Below are 18,171 nucleotides of genomic sequence, written 5' to 3'. Positions count from 1 at the left end.
AGGCCGATGAGAATGTCAGGGTCTATCAAAACCTCAACACCCTCATCGGAGAGCTTGCCCTGGCTAAATCTGGTCAGTTATCTCCAGGAATCCCCTGCCTTTAGGCATGGGGAGGATGTCAATGCCTAAATAGAGGAAACAAAGATATTTTTTTCAGAAGGAAAAAGACTACATTCAAATCTATTCAAAAGATTCGATAAATTATTTTTCATGGAAAGAAAAATATTTGTAATATATCAAAAGATATGAGGCATACGTTATCTATTTTAGTGGCGAATCGGTTTGGTGTTTTGACCAGGATTGCTGAGCTTTTCAGCGGCAGAGGCTATAATATAGATACCCTTAATGTAGGTCCAACCCATGATGAGTCCGTTTCTCGGATGACTATAGTGGTCAAAGGAGATGATCAAGTATTAGACCAGGTGACAAAACAATTGAATAAACTCATCGATGTCTTAGCGGTTCAGGATTTTAGGGATGGAGAATATATTGATAGGGAGTTGGTGTTGGTAAAGGTAGCGACGAGCAATAAAAGTCGAGCGGAGTTAATGCAGATCTGCGATATTTTCCGGGCAAAAATAGTTGATGTCGAACCCAAAAATATGACTATAGAAGTGACGGGGGATGAGAGTAAAATTTCGAAATTTATTTTTCTTATGCAGGACTTCGGGATTTTGGATTTAAGCAGAACTGGAAAGATCGCTTTACCAAGAATCTAAAAATCTAAAAGAAACATTAAAAGAAGGAATATTGAAAGCAAACATAGAAAGGCTAATCATCGACTTTTTAAGATAGAAACGTAGGAATATTTCATTGTCGATGGTAGAAAGGAAAAAATGACAAAGACTGTATTATTGGATAAAGATGCGGACTTATCGCTTTTAAAGACAAAGACTATTGGAGTCATTGGATTTGGTTCCCAAGGGCATGCCCATGCTTTGAATTTAAGGGATAGCGGAATGAACGTAATCATCGGGCTGCATCCTCAAAGTAAATCAATAGACATTGCTAAAAAACATGGATTGGAAGTTTACACTAATAGCGAGGTAGTGAAAAGGGCCGATGTTATTTTTTTAGCCACTCCCGATCTTGTGATTCCAGAGATTTATGCTGATCAGGTACTTCCCAATCTTACTCCTGGTAAAATTCTTGGTTTTGCCCATGGTTTTGTGATCCACTACAAGCTGGTAGTGCCTCCTCCTGAAGCAGACGTCATTCTTGTGGCACCGAAAGGTCCCGGCCATCTGGTTAGAAGAGAATTCATCCAAGGGAGAGGAGTCCCCGCCTTGATTGCTGCCTACCAGGATCGAAGTGGCAAGGCAAGAGATATTGCTTTGGCTTGGGCTAAGGGCATAGGTTCGACTCGGGTTGGGGTTATTGAAACAACTTTTAAAGAAGAAACCGAAACTGACCTTTTTGGAGAGCAGGCGGTGTTATGTGGAGGATTGACCTCACTCATTACTGCTGGTTTTGAAACATTGGTCAACAGTGGCTATGCACCAGAAATGGCCTATTTCGAATGCGTACATGAAATGAAATTGATCGTGGATTTGATTTATGAATCAGGAATTTCGGGCATGAGATTTTCTATTTCAGAAACGGCCAAATGGGGAGATGTTTCAGTTGGGCCCAAAGTCATTGATGAGCATGTTAAAGAAAACATGAGAAAGGTATTGGAGAACATTCAAAACGGTACCTTTGCCAAGGAATGGATTGAAGAGGTTAAATCAGGAAAACAGCGGTATAAAAAATTGCTAGCCCAGGGAGCTGAGCACCAAATTGAGAAAGTAGGAGCAGAGAATCGTGCACTCTTTCCTTGGTTGAAGCAAAAAAATCTTCAAGGAGTACAGGCTGCCTACGATTAAAAAAAAAACAAAACTCTGAAGAGGGCTTTCCTATGGCTGAAAATCGGCTTATTATCTTTGATACAACTTTGAGGGATGGAGAACAATGTCCTGGAGCCAGTATGACTACCAGGCAGAAGCTAGAAGTGGCCAAACAGTTAGCCAGGCTTGGGGTCGATGTGATTGAAGCAGGATTTCCTGTTATTAGCCAAGGAGATTATCAATCAGTCCGAGAAATAGCTATGCAAGTGAAAGGACCAAAGATTTGTGGACTTTCCCGCTGCTTACCTAAAGACATTGAAGCAGCAGCATCGGCCTTGGAGCCAGCTGGAAGTGCGGCAAGGATTCATGTATTTCTTGCTACCTCTCAAATTCATCGTCGCTACAAACTTGCGAAGGATGAAGAGGAAATTATCCAGATTGCAGTCAATGGGGTACGTTTGGCGAAAAGTTATGTGGAAGATGTGGAATTTTCAGCAGAAGATGCTTCTAGAACCGAGCCGGAATTTTTAGCTAGAATCCTTCAGCAGGTCATAGAAGCGGGGGCAACTACCGTCAATATTCCCGATACAGTTGGGTATGCTGTTCCAGAAGAATTTGCTTCTTTGATCCGCTATCTTTTTGAAAATGTCCCCAATATTCATAAAGCCATTGTTAGTGTGCATTGCCATAATGATTTAGGCCTGGCTGTTTCTAACTCTTTGGCAGCAATCAAAGCTGGAGCTAGACAAGTAGAGGGCACCATAAATGGGATTGGAGAAAGAGCAGGGAATGCTTCTCTTGAAGAAATTATTATGGCCATACACACCCGCCCTGATTTTTTTGGGAAAATGGAGTTGGGCATTCAACTGAAAGAAATTCTTAGGACTTCTAGGCTTGTTTCAAGAATGTCGGGTTTGGCTGTTCAGAGAAATAAAGCGATAGTCGGAGAAAATGCCTTTGCCCATGCTGCCGGCATCCATCAAGATGGAATCTTAAAGAAAAGGGAAACTTACGAGATTATCGATCCGAAAATAATTGGATGGGAACAAAGCGAACTGCCTTTGACAAAACATAGTGGAAGAGCCGCGCTGGAAAACAGACTGCGCATGTTAGGCTTCGAATTGGAAAAAGAGGAAATAGATAACATTTTCTCCCAGTTTAAAGACATAGGAGATAAGAAAAAGTTTATTTATGATGATGATTTGATTGCTCTTGTCGAGGGACAAATCTCTCGGATCAAAGAGACTTATCAGCTGGAATATGTGGCTGTTGCTGTTTGTAGTGGAGGGATTCCAATGGCTACAATAAAATTACGGCGTGGCCAAGAACTGCTCGTGGATGCCAGTACTGGAGATGGAGCGGTGGATGCAGCAATGAAAGCTGTAGATAGGATTACTGGTCTGCATGGGCATTTAGTTGAATATGAAGTCAGATCAGTGACAGAGGGAAAAGATGCCATTGGAGAAGTGACCGTCAAAGTTAATTTTGACTCAACACATTTAGTAACAGGGAAAGCAGCTTCCACCGATGTCCTCGAGGCTAGTATCAAAGCCTATCTTAATGCGGTCAATAAAGCCTTGTTGTAGGCTTAATCATTTAGACAAAACGAATAGATAGTCCCTTTCTCTAGATCAAAGGAATAATTTTTTTTTGTTCTTTAAAAGGGAGTGGGTGGAATGTCGAAAATTTCGCTTTCTGGCCTTAAATAGGGGATAAAATGATCAAAATTCAAAAAGATTACAAAAAGCACATAGCCAATAAGGATAGCCAGAACAATGGATAAAGAGATATAATCCCATTCCCGCTTTAAATGGGAAGTGCTCCGATCAAATGAATTTTTATGATCAAAGCTTTTATAATTATTATCCATTTAAGAATACCATTGCATAAAATAGGCAATTGGCAAAGAAAAAATCTTTTTTTTTAATTTGGGGGAAGAAAGAGCTTTATTTGAGCTTCGAAAGCTTCAGCCTTCTTATGGAAAAAGATCTTTAGGAAGAGGTGGAGTGGAAGACTATCCAGTGTTTCTTAAGCCTGCGCTGATGCCATTGATAGTTAACTCGATGACTGAGCGGATCTTGTCAATCTCATTTGGATCGGTTATTGAGCCGCTACGGTTTCTTCGGATCATCTCTACTTGAATATAATTGAGGGGATCTACATAAGGATTTCTTAACCGGATAGATCTTTGAAGAATGGGTTCATGATCAAGAATGGAATTTTGATTGGTTATTTTGAGGATAGTTTCAACCGTTTGATTGTATTCGGATTCTATTATTGCAAATATTTTATCGCTGAGGCTCCTGTTGGTTGCTAACGAACAATACTGTTTTGCAATGTCAATATCTGTTTTAGCAAGAGAAAGTTGAGCATTATCTATGACTGTTTGAAAAAAGGGCCATTTATCGTACATCTGTCGTAGGATGGATAAAGACTCAGGACTAGATTCAATAGCTATTTTTAAACTTGATCCTATGCCATACCAGCCAGGAATAACGAACCGAGTTTGCATCCAAGAAAACACCCATGGAATGGCTCGAAGATCTTCGAAACTTTTAGACTGAAAACGGAAAATAGGCCGGGAAGCAATTTTTAAAGACCCAATTTCGTTGATTGGGGTAACCTCTTGCCAAAAACGCAAAAAGTCGACTTCATTTTGGACCAATTGAGTATAGGCAACATAACTATTTTCGGCGATCGACTCTATAATATTTTTCCAAGATTTTGGAATAACACTCCTTTTTCTGCTCTTATAAATGGCAAGGAGTACCCCATAGGCGGTTTGCTCGAGGATGCGAAGAGCGATATCGAAATCATGATAACGTGTGGACAGTACTTCTCCTTGCTCTGTAATCCTAATTTTTCCGTCTAAAAGCCCTTTGGGTTGGGCTAAAATAGCTTTTGCTGCTGGACCTCCTCCGCGGGCAATGGTTCCTCCTCTTCCATGGAAAAGGATAAGATCAACACCGTGAGATTGACAAACTTCATGAAGCTTTTCTTGGATGTGATAAAGCCACCAATTAGAGGTCATATATCCGCAATCTTTGTTGCTATCTGAATAGCCAAGCATGACTATCTGTTTGTTGTTTCGTTTTTGCAGATATTTTCTATAAAGTGGATGACAAAGAAGATCCTCAAGAATCATTGGAGCTGATTTTAAGTCCGAAAGAGTTTCAAAAAGCGGAGCAATATCAATGAAGCAATCACATATTTCACAAAGATAAAGGACTTCAAGAATATCAGATAAGCCAGAAGTCATGCTGATCAGATAACATCCGCATGCTTCTTTTCCTAAGATCCGTATTGATCTAGAAAAAACGAGAATAGGCCCTAGGATTTCCTTGAGCCTTTCGCTGGCATGGCTGTAAAGAGAAGGAAGGGAAGGGAAGGGCTTCTGGAACAAGCTGTTCAAAAGTTCGACCTTTTCTTCTTCTTTGAGAGTTGCGTAGGATTTGACACCATTGTCATTGAGTTGGAGTATCTCTTCAATAGCCTCTTGGTGCATAGAGGAATGTTGCCGGATATCTAAAGAGAAAATATGGAGGCCAAAAACTTCGATTCTCTGTTTTAGTTTTTGAAATTCTCCCTCAAGAAAAATTCGAGTATTTGGCGCCTTAAAATTTTCTTCAATTGCTTCTAGAACGGCTTTTATGGTATTCAGTGTGAAGCAGCGAGGCAGCGGTTCGGTGAAGAAATTGAGCAGGTCTTTTTCAGTGATGGTATCGATAGCCATTTCGACTTCTTTTTTTAGAGCCAATAACAATAGGCGGTAGGGCTCGTTGGGGTAACTCTCGTATTCTTCTTTAAGAGAGGGATAAACTTTTAACTTTTCCTCTAAAAGCTCAAGGACATTTTTGGAAGGGGCAATATGTTGACTAGAAACAGAAAAGATTTCAGAAAGTTGAAGAAGGCTTTGGGCAATTTTTTTTAGAGCTAGATTCCGCTGCAAAATAAGTGTAGCTGCTGTTGTGGCTGTTGTCACTTGAAAGTTCCCATCCCTATCTCCTCCAATCCATGAGCCAAAGGATATCCATTTGGGTTTTAGGCAAACGCCAGGGTAATAAATATGAAGGACTCTTTTGAATTCATTATGGAGCTCAGGGATGACGTCCCACAGTGTATGTTCAAAATACCAGAGTCCTGTGCGGACTTCATCTAAGACCTGAGGATTTTTTGATCTCGACCGTTCCGTAAGCCACAGAGAAGCGATTAGTCTTTCTATTTCGGTCTGAATGGGATGAGGTAGTTTGACATTACCAAAGGCTTTTTTTAATAGGGAGGATATTTCGCACAGCTTGTTTAATATCGTTTGTCTTTTTATTTCTGTTGGATGGGCTGTGAAAACAAGAACAATCTCAATTTTTTCTAAAATTTCTTGGATTTGCTCTTTGGTGACTTTCGCTTTTTTTAATTCAAACAAAGCCGATTCGATCGATTCTTTGGGAATAGCCTTTTTGGGATAGAGCAGTTGATTTGTCCGTCTTTTCTTTAAAATCCGAACTCGATAATTTTCTTCGGCAATATTGACCAATTCGAAATAGCAAGTAAAAGCCATGGCCATTCGATAGGCGATGTCGGTATCTAATCCTTGAACTATACGTAGGAGAGCTTTAGTGGCTTCTTCTTTGCCTTGACGGCTTTCTTTGGCCAATTTCCTTATAGTTTCTTCTATGGCGAGTATTTTTTTACCTTCTAAATTCGTAATGACCCGTCCTAAAGTATCGCCTAAAAAATGGATGGATTTCGATAAAATGGAAAAATCGTGTTCAGCCGAGATATGAGCTAAATGTTTCACCAATTTTTTTTAGTTTGAAAGTTTAACAGTTGATCGATTTTTTTTGATTCATCTTAATGAAAAACCTTTGAAAGAAATTTCAACATTTTTTCCATTTCGCATGGCCTAAGAAAGGAATCTATGCCAGATCAAATGGCTGCTGACGGTAAAAGTTCTTTTTTCTCTTTTCTTTTTCTCAATAAAAAGAATGATAGAAGAAAGGATTGTTTCGATGGCAGTGGAGAAAGAAAAAGGCCTTTTATCACCAGAAATAGCAGAGTCGATTAAGAAATTTATCCATTATCTTTCTGAGAAAAATTTTTCTTCTTATACCCTACGGAATTACGGGCAGGCATTAACAGAATTTTTTTCCTGGGGAAAATGGCAAACTAGTAGGGAGGTAGGGAAGGAAGAATGCAGAAACTATTTGTATTTTCTTTCTAAAAAACCTGATTTAAAGCATAGTTCGATCCGATTGAGATTTGCTGCCCTTCGTTCGTTTTTTAAATTTTATTATCAACACCAAAAACAAGGAAAAGAAAATCCCCTTTCTGGTCTTTCCTTACCCAAATTCTATCGGACACTTCCAAGATATCTTAGTTTAGAACAGATTCGTGCTTTGCTCGATGCGCCACGCCAGAAATGGGAAAAGGAGAAGGGAAAAGGAACAAAATCCAAATGGAAAGAATGGCAATGGAAAAGAGACCAGGCATGGCTGGAAACTCTTTATGGTGGGGGAATTCGAGTTGGGGAACTGTGCGCATTAAAGAGAAAAAATTTTTTTCCTGCTGAACTGGCTCTTCTTGTTGAGGGAAAAAGAAAAAAAGAAAGATTTTGCATCATTGGAAAGGTTGCCACCGCTACCATCTGCGACTATCTTAAAATTTGTCCTTATGAGTCCGAGTTTCTTTTCGTTTCTTCAAGAGGAAAGCCATTGACTCCACGTTTTTTCCAACTTGCTTTGAAAGAATACCTTATGATTGCTGGACTGGATCAGTCGATTAGCCCTCATAAGTTACGGCATACCTTTGCCACGCATCTTTTGGAAGGAGGAGCGGATTTGAGAAGTATCCAAGAGTTACTAGGTCATTCTCATTTATCGACAACACAAATTTATACCTCAGTAAGTGCGGAGCATTTAAGAGCATCTTATCAGCGAGCGCATCCCAGGGCGCAGTAAACACGATGGAGATGATATGAAGTCTTTTCTTCTCCGTTGGCTTTATTCTTTCTTATTTGGATTTTTTACAATCCTTTGCCTTCCCTATTATTTTATAAAACTGAAGCGAAGGGGGAATCCATTCGATGGAATTGATCAAAGATTAGGATTGTATCCAAAGCGAGAAATGAACAGTGAGCAAGGAGTAGATTTGTGGATCCATGGAGTGAGTGTGGGAGAAGTGATGATAGGAAAAGTCATATTAAAGGAGCTTTGGAAAATAGATCCTAAAATCAAAGTTGCCTTTTCTACAACCACTGCTACCGGTTTTCGACTCGCTGCATCGGAACCCAAAGAAAAATGTTTTGTCTTTTATTTCCCTCTCGATTTTCCATGGGCAGTTCGTCGCACTTTTTCTTATCTTCACCCAAAACTTGTGGTTCTTATTGAGACAGAAATATGGCCGAATTTCTTGGCAGAAGCCTCTGAAAGAAAGATTCCTGTTTTGCTCTGCAATGCCCGACTATCAGAAAGAACGGAAAGGTGGTATAAAATTTTTTCTTGGTTTATGAAGCCCTATCTTCACCAGTTGAGTTTGATATTAGTAACGGATGATTCTGAAATCGAACGGTTTGTAAAGGTAGGGTTCCCACCTGAAAGAATTTTTCGATTAGGGAGTATGAAGTTTGACGTTGCTAATTATAGAAGCCATACGGAAGTTTCTTTAGGGTGGTGGACAAAAGTTGGTTGGGATGCAAAAAACCTTGTTGTTTTGGGGGGCAGTACGCATCGGGGAGAGGAGGATATTCTCCTGAGGGAGTTTATCAAGCTTAGAAAGCATTGGCCTAATTTGCGTTTAATCCTGGCCCCTCGGCATGCTGAAAGAGCCAAAGAGATCAAAAATCTCTGTGATCAATTTGGACTAAATTCGAGATTGCGCTCCAGCTTGGAAAAGGAGATGGCTCCAGAAGGCAATTTTGATATCCTTATTGTCGATTCTACTGGAGAGTTGCGTTCTCTCTATGAAAAAGCTGATCTAGTTTTTGTAGGGAAAAGTTTGACTGCCAAAGGTGGGCAGAACTTTATAGAGGCTGCCAAAGCAGGAAAAGCGATTATAGTCGGACCAAATATGCAAAACTTTAAATTATTATTGAATCTTTTTGTAGATCAACGAGCTATAGTGATGGTGCAAAACAAGGAGGAGTTTTCGCATCATCTAAAGAGTCTGATTGCTGAGGAAAAGACAAGAAAGTTGTTAGGAGAAAGGGCAAAATCCCTGTTTTTACAGAATGTAGGAGTGGGAGAAAAAACGGCAAAAATTCTTCATGGCTATTTGAATTTTCAACAGCAACAACGGCAAAACTTTGGAGAAGATCGCGAATTGAAGATCCAAAAAAGTCATGTTAATTAGAAAGTAGATAGTGGCATTTTTTTCGAGTTGGAAACTTTTAAAATGAATACAGATTTTCCTATTCAAACTCAATCTCTAAGAACAGAAAAGATCAAACGGCGAACCAAAGTAGAAGTAAAAAATCTAACTTTTTCTTATGGAGAGCGTTTAGCTTTAAATAATGTAAGTTTCGAGGTGGCAGAGGGGATGATTGCTGGGATTCTGGGGCCTAATGGCAGTGGGAAGACAACCCTTTTTAGAATTCTTTCCACTTTATTACCTTTGTCCTCTGGAACAGTCAATATTTCTGGGTTTTCGTATCCTGAAGAAAGTGCTTCGGCTCGTGCTATCATGGGTATTGTCTTTCAATCACCAAGCCTAGATAAAAAATTAACTGTTGAAGAGAATTTGTTGCATCAAGGCCACTTGTATAATTTACATGGCAAAGAGTTGCGGAATCGAATCGAGGACTTATTAAAGCTCTTTCATCTTTCTGAAAGGAAAAAAGATCTTGTGGAGACTTTATCGGGAGGGCTCCAAAGAAGGGTTGAAGTGGCAAAAGGCATATTGCATCGGCCGGAAGTCTTAATTCTAGATGAGCCAAGTACGGGAATTGATCCAGCCGCACGCAGAGATATTTGGAACTATCTTTTTACTCTAAGAAAAGAATTAAATCTGACCATTCTCGTTACAACCCATTTGATGGATGAAGCAGAAAGATGCGATAAAGTGTTAATCTTAGACCAAGGAAAAGTCATTGCTTGGGATAGTCCAGATCGGCTCAGGTCTTTGCTCCCAGGACTTGTTCTCACTATTCGGTCATCTTCTACAGATATTTTAGAAAAGGATATTCTTAGCCTTGGGAGGGCGCCTGTAAAACTTAACGGAGCGATTGTTGTCGAATCGAAAAAGGATGAAAGTCCACAGGCCCTTCTTCAATTTGCTGCAGATTTGTTGGAAAGGCATCAGAGCTATATTACGGCTATGACTATTTCTAAAACCTCTTTAGAAGATGTCTTTCTCCATTTGACTGGTCGTCAATTTGTTGTTGGAGATAAAGAAAATGAAACAGCCCATTAGAAGAGTTGAAAATATTCCTTTAGCTATTTATACGCTATGGATGCGAGAGGTCGTCCGGTTCCTGCGCCAAAAAAATAGAATCATAGGAGCTCTGGGTACTCCTTTGGTATTCTGGCTTTTAATCGGATCGGGGGTAGGAAAATCTTTCCATTCATCCAATGAACCAAACTATCTGCTATACTTTTTCCCGGGTATGCTTCTTCTCATCCTTCTTTTTACAGCTATTTTCTCGACTATTTCCATTATCGAAGACAGAAAGGAAGGTTTCCTACAAGGGGTGCTGTGTGCGCCCATATCGCGTAGTGCAATTGTCTTTTCGAAGCTCTTAGGCGGAACTTCTTTAGGATTGTTGCAATCATTACTTGTTTATTTTTTGTCCCTGCCTCTAGGTATCCCCTTTAGCCTGGAGCGATTGGTTGGTGTGGTGGTAACTTTATTCTTGCTAGGAATGGCGATGACTGCAGTGGGCTATATTCTTGCATGGCCACTTGATTCTGTTCAAGGCTATCATGCCCTGATGAATCTTTTCCTGATGCCTTTATGGCTCTTATCTGGAGCCTTGTTTCCTGCTGAAGGAGCCTATGGGTGGATTAAAACGCTGATTTTTCTTAATCCATTGTATTATGGACTAGAGATGTTACGGTTTTGGTTGTCCCCACATTCTACTCTTGCTCTCCATACGTTAGCTATGTATTTTGTAATAACATTTATATTTTTTGTGCTTGTCACAGGAATAAGTATTTGGGTGACCGATAAAATAAAAGTGAAAAATCCATGAGCCTTCAACACAAAGAGAACTCTCAAAGTCTTGTTAAAACCCTCGTTGTTCTATTTATATCTCTTGTTGCTATTTCTTTTTTCCTAAACCTAACATCCAGCTACTTTCAGGTAAAATACTGGAAAGCAAGGTCCAATATGCCTAAAATTAGGCAAATCCCCCCCTTTTCTTTTGTTCGATCCGATGGTGTCACGATCACTGCCAACGACTTAAAAGGAAAAATTTGGGTGGCCGATCTTATTTATACGCACTGTCCTGGTCCTTGTTCGACCGAAACACTTAGGATGTCCCAGTTGCAGAGTATTCTTGGAAAGATTGAAGGAGTAAGGCTAGTGTCCATTTCTATTGATCCAGAAGAAGATAGTGGGGCCGTGTTGAGAAAATACGCTGAGGGATATCATGCGGATCCATCTTTTTGGTTCTTTGTAACGGGTAAACCACAAGAGGTACAAGAATTTGTGGTCAAGGGGCTAGCGCTGGGAATGGGGGAGAATCCTAAAGATAAAGTGCAAGCCGAAGGAAAATTCTTTCACTCGACTCAATTTGTATTAATAGATCAGGATGGATTTATTAGGAAATATTATGATGGACTCAATCAAAAAACGCCAAAGGATATTTCCATAGATATTCTTCTTTTATTGCAAGAATCTTCAAAGACGAACAAAGGAACTTAAGAAGAGAGAAAACTGCCAAGCTAGCTGGAAGGAATTGTTTTTTAAAGTCATTTGCCTTGCCTTCTCTTCTAGAAGAAAAGACTATTCAACTCGATGCAAGTAAAAGATTTGCCTGCCATTAATGCTTCCTTAAATGCCCTGACTTTCTGTTTTCTTTTGTTTGGCTATATTGCCATTAAACGTGGCAGAGAGGAGCTGCACAAGTGGATGATGCTCATTGCTGTGGGTCTCTCTATTGCTTTTCTTACTTGTTATCTCATTTACCATTATTATCATGGAGCCACTCCATTTCCTAGGCACGATTGGTCCAGGCCTGTCTATTTTTCGATATTAACAACGCATACCATTCTTGCCATCGTCAACCTACCCGCTATTTTTTTTGCTGTTTACTATGCCCTCACAGGCCAATTCCATAAACATACCCGGATTACCAAATTGCTTTGGCCTAGCTGGGTTTATGTGTCAATTACTGGGGTCTTAGTCTATTTTATGCTCTACCATTGGTTCACAAAAACTTAATAATTGTTATTGCCTGTGAAAACATTTCTTGACAATGCGCTAGGATCGCTCATCCATTATTTCTAAAGGAGCATTAAAGTGAATGCGTATTTTTTGAAAAAAGGTGTTTTATTCGCTGTTTTTTTTCTGGTTCTAAGCGTTATTCATGGACTTTGTCAGGAAACTGAATTTACGAAAGCCGAAATTGAGCGGGAAGTTCAAAAATATATTTCAGAAAAATCTACAAATGGAATATTCCCATTTCGCGATCCTGTTTCTTATCAAGAACTCTCTCTTGTCTATGAAAAAGTCCGTATGGTCCGGTCTTTGGCTGGTTATGGATACTTTGCTACGGTTCAATTTCATGACAGTTCGGATGCGTCCAAACCTTATGAACTCGATTTTTGGTGGAAACCTAAAGGCACGCAGTTGCTCTTAATGGATATAAGGGTTTACAAATTCCCAAAGAGGGAAGGAGATAAATGGGTTTTACAAACGCGCAATCCTATTCCTTGGTGGTGGTTACCCTCTACAGAACATCCTGGAGAGTATGAACAAAAACGTGCTTGGGAAGTCAAAGCAGCCATTCATGAATATATAGCCCAAAAGATGAAAGAAGGGGGGGGAGTCTTTTATTTGAAAGATCCTAAGACAGGAAAAAATATTCCATTGGAATTTGTTGATATTCATAATCCAGTGAGAAGAATCCCCGGAAAAGAATATTTTGCCTGTACAGATTTTCGAGAAAAAGGCGATCCAGAAAAATTTTATGATATAGACTTTTGGTTCGATGAAAAAAGTGGCAAACTGATTGTTAAAGATGTAAAGATCCATAAAGAGCCTATCAAAGAAGGGGACCGCTGGATTCAGGTCGAACGATATTCTTTTGAAAAGGATAAGCCGGTAGCGGTCCCATAAAATCTTACTTTTTGTTTATAGAAATTCTTTTTTTTCAGAGCTAAGTCAATTATGTATTCTCAACTCATAAATGAAAAAATTATTAAACTCGCTAAGATAGGAAACAGCTGGGTGGACACATTGGATAGTTTTGAGCTGATCAGTCCTATCGATGGGAGGGTTATAGGGCTGATTGCTGATTGTGGTCCAAAGGAAGCTCTTCAAGCAATTGATGCCTCTGAGGAAGCTTTTGAACTGTGGAAAGCTACTTCAGTGGATAGCCGATATCAAATTTTATCGCATTGGGCTCGATTGATTGTGGAAGAAAAAAATCAGTTGGCTGAAATCATGGCTTTGGAAATGGGAAAGCCTATTAAAGAAGGAAAAAAGGAAGTCGATTATGCTGCTAGTTTTGTCTGGTGGTATGCTGAAGAAGCCAAACGTATCTATGGGTTAACTATTCCTGCTCCTGTGTCTTCCAAGCGAATCGTGGTGCTTTATGAACCTGTTGGGCCTGTGTTAGCCATTACCCCATGGAATTTCCCAGCGGCAATGGTTACTAGAAAAGCAGCTGCAGCCATTGCGGCTGGGTGTACCATAATCATTAAACCCGCTGAACGGAGTCCATTGACTGCAACCTTTCTTGCCTCTCTTTGGGATAAGGCTGGAGGGCCTCCTGGGGTTTTACAAGTGTTACCAACGGCTAATCCTGAAAGGCTTTGTAAGGTATTTTTTGATGATTTTAGAATTAGAAAAATTTCCTTTACTGGCAGCCTATCCGTAGGGAAGGCTATCTATAAGGAAGCAGCTAAAACTTTAAAAGGCGTTATTTTAGAGTTGGGAGGGAATGCTCCCATGATTGTCTTTGCTGATGCCGACATAGACACAGCTATTAGAGAAGCCATTCAGGCAAAATTTAGGAATGCTGGACAAGCGTGCGTTGCCGTAAATAGGCTTTATGTCGAAAAAAAGATTAGCGAGTCCTTTTGCAGTAAACTAGTTGAAGAGACAAAAAAGCTTGTCCTCGGAGATCCATTCCTCCCAAGTACCGATATTGGTCCGCTGGTTGGAGAACCCTCTCTTCAAAAAATTCATTCCTTGCTTGCGGATGTCTTGGAAAAAGGCGGAAAAATTCTCTGTGGAGGGGAATCCCTAGGATTGTATTTTGCTCCAACTATTGTTTGGGTCTCTGATCCCTCTGCAAGAATACTTAGCGAAGAAATTTTTGGTCCAGTTTTGCCAGTCATTCCTTTCGAAACGGAAAGGGAAGTTATTCGTTGGTCCAATGCCACCAATTATGGCTTAGCTTCTTATGTCATGACTTCTGATCTCAAAAGAGCTTTTCGTCTATCCGAAGCTCTCCGTTTTGGGATCGTTGGAATAAACGATGGGAGGCCTTCCTGTTGTCAAGCCCCTTTTGGTGGAATAAAAGAGTCTGGAATAGGAAGGGAAGGAGGGCAGTGGGGTATAAAAGAGTTTTTAGAAACGAAGTATTTGTCGTTTAATCTCGATTAAGACCTAGAGAATTAAACAGTAAGAGATTAAGTTTTCTGCCGCTTTCTTAGGAGGGAGTCTCCTGGCTTTTTTTTGCAGCCTTAAACTATTTGTTTTTTTAGCCTCTTCTTTTTAGGAAGAGCATTTTTATAATCCTTCTTTTACTATTCTTCTGGGAGATTTTCTAGAGCTTTGATTCTTTCCTCCAACGGTGGATGGGTGGCCAGAAGAGCAAGGATTCCTCCAGGCCGACCATTGATTTTGAAAGCGTTTAAGGCGGGCGATCGTTCATCAATAAAAGCCGATTCTCCCTCCATAATCTGTTTTAGTTTTTTGAGAGCTGAAAGCATAGCCTCTTTACCTGCCAGATGCGCACCACCCGCATCGGCACGAAATTCCCTCATTCGAGAATACCAGGCAACAATAAAAGAAGCTAAAAGACCTAGTACAATTTCAGAGATAAACATTCCCATATAAAAACCGATGCCGATCGATTCTCTTTCATCATTCCGGCTGAAAAGACGGTCTATAAAGAAGCCTATAATCCTAGAAAGAAACACTACAAAAGTGTTCACCACCCCTTGTAATAAGGTCATCGTGACCATGTCTCCATTACTAATATGAGTAATCTCATGGCCAAGCACCCCAGCAATCTGCTTTTTATTCATTTGCGCTAGGATTCCCGTGCTGACGGCTACCAGTGCATTAGACCGAGAGGGCCCAGTCGCGAAGGCGTTGACTTCAGGACTTTCATAGATGCCAACCTCGGGCATAGGTATATTGGCCCTGTTGGCTAGTTCACTGACTGTTTCCAACAACCATCTTTCAGCTTCATTGGATGGCTGTTGAATAACCTGAATGTTGTAGGCCATTTTAGCCATCCATTTCGAGATGGCCAGTGAAATAAAACTGCCTGTAAAACCTACCACTAAGGAAAAAAGGAATAACGCCCTATAATCTATTCCATAGGCGTTTAACCAACGATCCAGATGGAAAATTGATATAAAGAATGTCAACAAAACAATGACGGCAATGTTGGTCAGAATGAGCAGAAATACACGTTTGAACATGCTATATATATAATGAGAGTATTAAAAAGATGCAAGTGGATCCCAAATGTCCGAGAAAAACTAATTAGAATTTTTTCATCCTTTGCTAAAGCTGCTTTAAAAGGAATGAAGGAATACGCAGTTGGCCAATATCCTTCCTGTAGAACATACCCTCAAAATGGATTGTATCGATTCGACGATACGCCATTTTTTTCGCTTCTTCCAGGGATTGAGCATAGCCTACCGAACACAACACCCTTCCACTTGAGGAGACAAGTCTGCCGTCTATTTTTTTTGTTCCCGAATGAAACAACAAGCTTTGCTTCCGTTCCTCCTCCATAAGATCCTTTTCGTTGAGGATAATTTCTTTGCCTATTTCATATTTTTCAGGATATCCTTTGGAGGCTATGACAACGCCAACAAAATGAAGATCTTCTTTGAACTGGATATTGAGTTTTTCAAGTTTTGTGTCTATGAGAGCCTGAGCGATTTCCATAAAAGAGGTTTGTAATGCTGGCATCAAAACCTGAGCCTCTGGATCTCCGAGTCGGATATTAAACTCCAAAACAGCTGGACCAAAGCGAGTAATCATTAAACCAGCATAGAGAATGCCTTTGTAAATAATCTGCTCTTTTTGAAACGCTTCCAGAAGAGGCAAAATGATTTTTTTCTCTACAGAACTTTGTAGGGAGGCATCAAAGATTGGGCTTGGGAAAAAGGCACCCATTCCTCCTGTATTCAAACCTTTATCAAAGTCAAAAGCCTTTTTATAGTCATGAATTGCTGCTAAAACCCGATAGTTTCGACCATCCAGAAGGACAAAAAGAGAAAGCTCTATCCCTTCGAGAAATTCTTCAATAAGAATCTTTTTGCAAGCGGCTCCGAAGATTTTTTGATCCATTAACTTGCGAATAGAGTTCTCAGCCTCAGTAGGATCATGAACAATCAAAACTCCTTTCCCTGAAGCAAGCCCATCGGCTTTTATAACTTGGGGAAAATGAAAACTTTTGCTAAAATGGATGGCATCGATAGGGTTTTCAAAGATTCTAGCTTCAGCAGTTGGGATTTTGTAATGGACCATAAGTTCTTTGGTCCATGCTTTACTTCCTTCTAGTCTAGCTGCCCTTTTCTTTGGGCCAATGATTTTCAGCCCGATCGATTCAAATTTATCGGCAATCCCATCGCAAAGAGGCATTTCTGGACCTACCACTGTGAGATCTGGTCGATTTTCCCTGGCCCAATGAAAAAGATTATCCATGTCATAGATCCCAATAGGGAGATTAGTACAGAATTCTTCAGTTCCAGCATTGCCGGGTGCAACAAAAATCTTTTTTACAGACGTATCTTTTTTTAATGACCAACAGAGCGCATGCTCTCTGCCTCCGCCACCAACTACAAGAACCTTCACAATACCCTCTCTCCTTTCTTTTTACATTACTGACTATTGTTTTAGGAATATTCAGTTGTTATCTTCAACTATAGCCCTTAAAAAATGATATCGGTTCCATATCATTAGGCCCTTCTGAACCTTATGGACCACAATACCCCATGGACATTGCTTCTAGCTGCTTGCTGCTTCTTCCACTGGCAGTATCTCTACAAGAAACAAGGCTTACGACCTCCTAGGGCTACGGTGATCAGTTCCTACTATCCTTTTTATTTTGTCTGTCTTTTTTAAGAAAGTAAAATTTCAACTTTTGCTTACATAATAGTTTAACAAAAATACGATTGGCATGTAGCAGAATTATGGCTCTTTGAGTACATAAATCCAAGGTTCTGAAGGAAGGTCTGATTGGCTGACCATTATTTCAGAACTATCGATAAAACGCACATTTTTTTTCCCCTCCAAGTAATTGGCTAGCGGACGGAGGTCAAGATCGCCACTGAGAGTTGTTTTAAAAGCAATGGGTATGATGATACGGGCTCCAAGATCCAAGGCTATTTTGTCTAATTCTTCGTTAGAGAGCGTTTCGTTACCAATTGGGAGAAAGAGAACATCAACTCTGCCAAATTCGGCTAACTGGTCTTGGTTGAGGGGGTGGGCTAAATCGCCTAGATGAGCAAAATTGACTCTGTCAAGCTTGAAGACGAAGGCTGTATTTTTGCCATGTAAGGATCCTTGAGATTTATCACGAAAGGTTTGTATGCCTTTGAAAATATGACCTCTTGCATTGTTGGGACCTACGGCCGTGATACTCCGAAAAATTTGTGGGGTGCCGAATAGTTTTTCTCCAGCCGATCTATCTTCAGATTCAGAACTAATTAAAACAACATCAGCTTGCAATCGATCGGGAAACTTATATTTAACAGTATCTTCTCCGTAAGGATCAATGGCGACTCGAACACCTGTCGAAGAAATCAAATAGACAAAAGCATGACCGTACCAACGAACAAGTACTTGCCCTTCATTTTGAGCGAAGCATTCTATAGAGAAATAAATTGGAGAAAGAAGGCAAAAGGATCCAATTAAAAATTCAATATAACAAGTTATGGATCTGGAAAAAAGGAGATAATAAGCGCTTTGTAGGCTTCCTTTCACTATGTGCCAAATG

At 40.1% G+C, this 18,171-nt stretch carries 16 protein-coding genes; 11 read left to right on the top strand and 5 right to left on the bottom strand.

The window, feature by feature from the left end:
- Positions 1-245: 245 nt before the first annotated feature.
- The 3 genes from ilvN (at position 246) to A7Q09_RS05480 (ending at position 3,412) form a co-directional block, all read left to right on the top strand.
- On the top strand, positions 246-719 hold the full coding sequence (gene ilvN / locus A7Q09_RS05490; protein WP_009059426.1) for an acetolactate synthase small subunit: 474 nt from the start codon (positions 246-248) through the stop codon (positions 717-719).
- 117 nt (positions 720-836) lie between these two features.
- Positions 837-1,865, top strand: a complete 1,029-nt coding sequence (gene ilvC, locus A7Q09_RS05485; RefSeq protein WP_134390281.1) for a ketol-acid reductoisomerase — start codon at positions 837-839, stop codon at positions 1,863-1,865.
- Between the two features lie 32 nt (positions 1,866-1,897).
- Positions 1,898-3,412, top strand: coding sequence for a 2-isopropylmalate synthase (locus A7Q09_RS05480; RefSeq protein WP_134390280.1), 1,515 nt, complete (start codon positions 1,898-1,900; stop codon positions 3,410-3,412).
- 71 nt (positions 3,413-3,483) lie between these two features.
- Here the strand turns inward: A7Q09_RS05480 and A7Q09_RS05475 are convergent, their stop codons facing one another.
- Both A7Q09_RS05475 and ppc read right to left on the bottom strand, forming a co-directional pair.
- The gene (locus tag A7Q09_RS05475) at positions 3,484-3,696 is read right to left on the bottom strand and encodes a hypothetical protein (protein ID WP_134390279.1); all 213 of its coding nucleotides are present in this window, start codon (positions 3,694-3,696) and stop codon (positions 3,484-3,486) included.
- A gap of 144 nt (positions 3,697-3,840) precedes the next feature.
- On the bottom strand, positions 3,841-6,621 hold the full coding sequence (ppc, locus tag A7Q09_RS05470; RefSeq protein WP_244228553.1) for a phosphoenolpyruvate carboxylase: 2,781 nt from the start codon (positions 6,619-6,621) through the stop codon (positions 3,841-3,843).
- A gap of 187 nt (positions 6,622-6,808) precedes the next feature.
- On the opposite strand from ppc, the gene A7Q09_RS05465 reads away from it, so the two are divergent.
- From A7Q09_RS05465 to A7Q09_RS05430, 8 genes are all read left to right on the top strand, one after another.
- Positions 6,809-7,780, top strand: coding sequence for a tyrosine recombinase XerC (locus tag A7Q09_RS05465; RefSeq protein WP_244228552.1), 972 nt, complete (start codon positions 6,809-6,811; stop codon positions 7,778-7,780).
- A 16-nt stretch (positions 7,781-7,796) separates the two neighbouring features.
- Positions 7,797-9,170, top strand: a complete 1,374-nt coding sequence (locus tag A7Q09_RS05460; RefSeq protein WP_134390277.1) for a 3-deoxy-D-manno-octulosonic acid transferase — start codon at positions 7,797-7,799, stop codon at positions 9,168-9,170.
- Positions 9,171-9,212: 42 nt separating this feature from the next.
- Positions 9,213-10,229 carry an ABC transporter ATP-binding protein gene (locus tag A7Q09_RS05455; RefSeq protein WP_134390276.1) on the top strand — a complete coding sequence of 339 codons (1,017 nt, stop codon included), beginning with the start codon at positions 9,213-9,215 and terminating at the stop codon, positions 10,227-10,229.
- Complete coding sequence (locus A7Q09_RS05450) at positions 10,213-11,007, top strand: ABC transporter permease (protein WP_134390275.1); 795 nt, start codon at positions 10,213-10,215, stop codon at positions 11,005-11,007. The genes A7Q09_RS05455 and A7Q09_RS05450 overlap by 17 nt, the downstream gene beginning before the upstream one ends.
- A gap of 137 nt (positions 11,008-11,144) precedes the next feature.
- Entirely contained in the window at positions 11,145-11,681 is a 537-nt protein-coding gene (locus A7Q09_RS05445; RefSeq protein ID WP_244228551.1) for an SCO family protein, read from the top strand.
- Between the two features lie 93 nt (positions 11,682-11,774).
- Positions 11,775-12,200 carry a DUF420 domain-containing protein gene (locus A7Q09_RS05440; RefSeq protein ID WP_134390273.1) on the top strand — a complete coding sequence of 142 codons (426 nt, stop codon included), beginning with the start codon at positions 11,775-11,777 and terminating at the stop codon, positions 12,198-12,200.
- Positions 12,201-12,278: 78 nt separating this feature from the next.
- Entirely contained in the window at positions 12,279-13,097 is an 819-nt protein-coding gene (locus A7Q09_RS05435) for a hypothetical protein (protein ID WP_134390272.1), read from the top strand.
- 51 nt (positions 13,098-13,148) lie between these two features.
- A complete protein-coding gene (locus tag A7Q09_RS05430) occupies positions 13,149-14,591 on the top strand; it encodes an NAD-dependent succinate-semialdehyde dehydrogenase (protein WP_134390271.1) in 1,443 nt (480 codons plus the stop codon).
- Positions 14,592-14,734: 143 nt separating this feature from the next.
- On the opposite strand, the gene htpX is transcribed toward A7Q09_RS05430, so the two are convergent.
- The 3 genes from htpX to A7Q09_RS05415 form a co-directional block, all read right to left on the bottom strand.
- Positions 14,735-15,640: a protease HtpX gene (htpX, locus tag A7Q09_RS05425; RefSeq protein WP_134390270.1), complete on the bottom strand. Its 906-nt coding sequence runs from the start codon at positions 15,638-15,640 to the stop codon at positions 14,735-14,737.
- 85 nt (positions 15,641-15,725) lie between these two features.
- Complete coding sequence (gene purD, locus A7Q09_RS05420) at positions 15,726-17,027, bottom strand: phosphoribosylamine--glycine ligase (RefSeq protein WP_134390269.1); 1,302 nt, start codon at positions 17,025-17,027, stop codon at positions 15,726-15,728.
- 336 nt (positions 17,028-17,363) lie between these two features.
- Positions 17,364-18,158, bottom strand: coding sequence for an MBL fold metallo-hydrolase (locus tag A7Q09_RS05415; protein WP_166791931.1), 795 nt, complete (start codon positions 18,156-18,158; stop codon positions 17,364-17,366).
- Between the last annotated feature and the right edge of the window lie 13 nt (positions 18,159-18,171).

Source organism: Methylacidiphilum sp. Yel, from assembly GCF_004421185.1.
Classification (GTDB): domain Bacteria; phylum Verrucomicrobiota; class Verrucomicrobiia; order Methylacidiphilales; family Methylacidiphilaceae; genus Methylacidiphilum.
The sequence above is the reverse complement of the archived record's forward strand: the minus strand, read 5'-3'. Positions and strand labels throughout refer to the sequence as shown.

Coding starts and splice junctions, on each gene's coding strand:
- A7Q09_RS05480 (WP_134390280.1), top strand. CDS start 1,898: ATGGCTGAAAATCGGCTTATTATCTTTGATACAACTTTGAGGGATGGA.
- A7Q09_RS05445 (WP_244228551.1), top strand. CDS start 11,145: ATGCCTAAAATTAGGCAAATCCCCCCCTTTTCTTTTGTTCGATCCGAT.
- A7Q09_RS05475 (WP_134390279.1), bottom strand. CDS start 3,696: ATGGATAATAATTATAAAAGCTTTGATCATAAAAATTCATTTGATCGG.
- ilvC (WP_134390281.1), top strand. CDS start 837: ATGACAAAGACTGTATTATTGGATAAAGATGCGGACTTATCGCTTTTA.
- ilvN (WP_009059426.1), top strand. CDS start 246: ATGAGGCATACGTTATCTATTTTAGTGGCGAATCGGTTTGGTGTTTTG.
- A7Q09_RS05455 (WP_134390276.1), top strand. CDS start 9,213: ATGAATACAGATTTTCCTATTCAAACTCAATCTCTAAGAACAGAAAAG.
- A7Q09_RS05460 (WP_134390277.1), top strand. CDS start 7,797: ATGAAGTCTTTTCTTCTCCGTTGGCTTTATTCTTTCTTATTTGGATTT.
- A7Q09_RS05465 (WP_244228552.1), top strand. CDS start 6,809: ATGATAGAAGAAAGGATTGTTTCGATGGCAGTGGAGAAAGAAAAAGGC.
- htpX (WP_134390270.1), bottom strand. CDS start 15,640: ATGTTCAAACGTGTATTTCTGCTCATTCTGACCAACATTGCCGTCATT.
- A7Q09_RS05450 (WP_134390275.1), top strand. CDS start 10,213: ATGAAACAGCCCATTAGAAGAGTTGAAAATATTCCTTTAGCTATTTAT.
- A7Q09_RS05440 (WP_134390273.1), top strand. CDS start 11,775: ATGCAAGTAAAAGATTTGCCTGCCATTAATGCTTCCTTAAATGCCCTG.
- A7Q09_RS05430 (WP_134390271.1), top strand. CDS start 13,149: ATGTATTCTCAACTCATAAATGAAAAAATTATTAAACTCGCTAAGATA.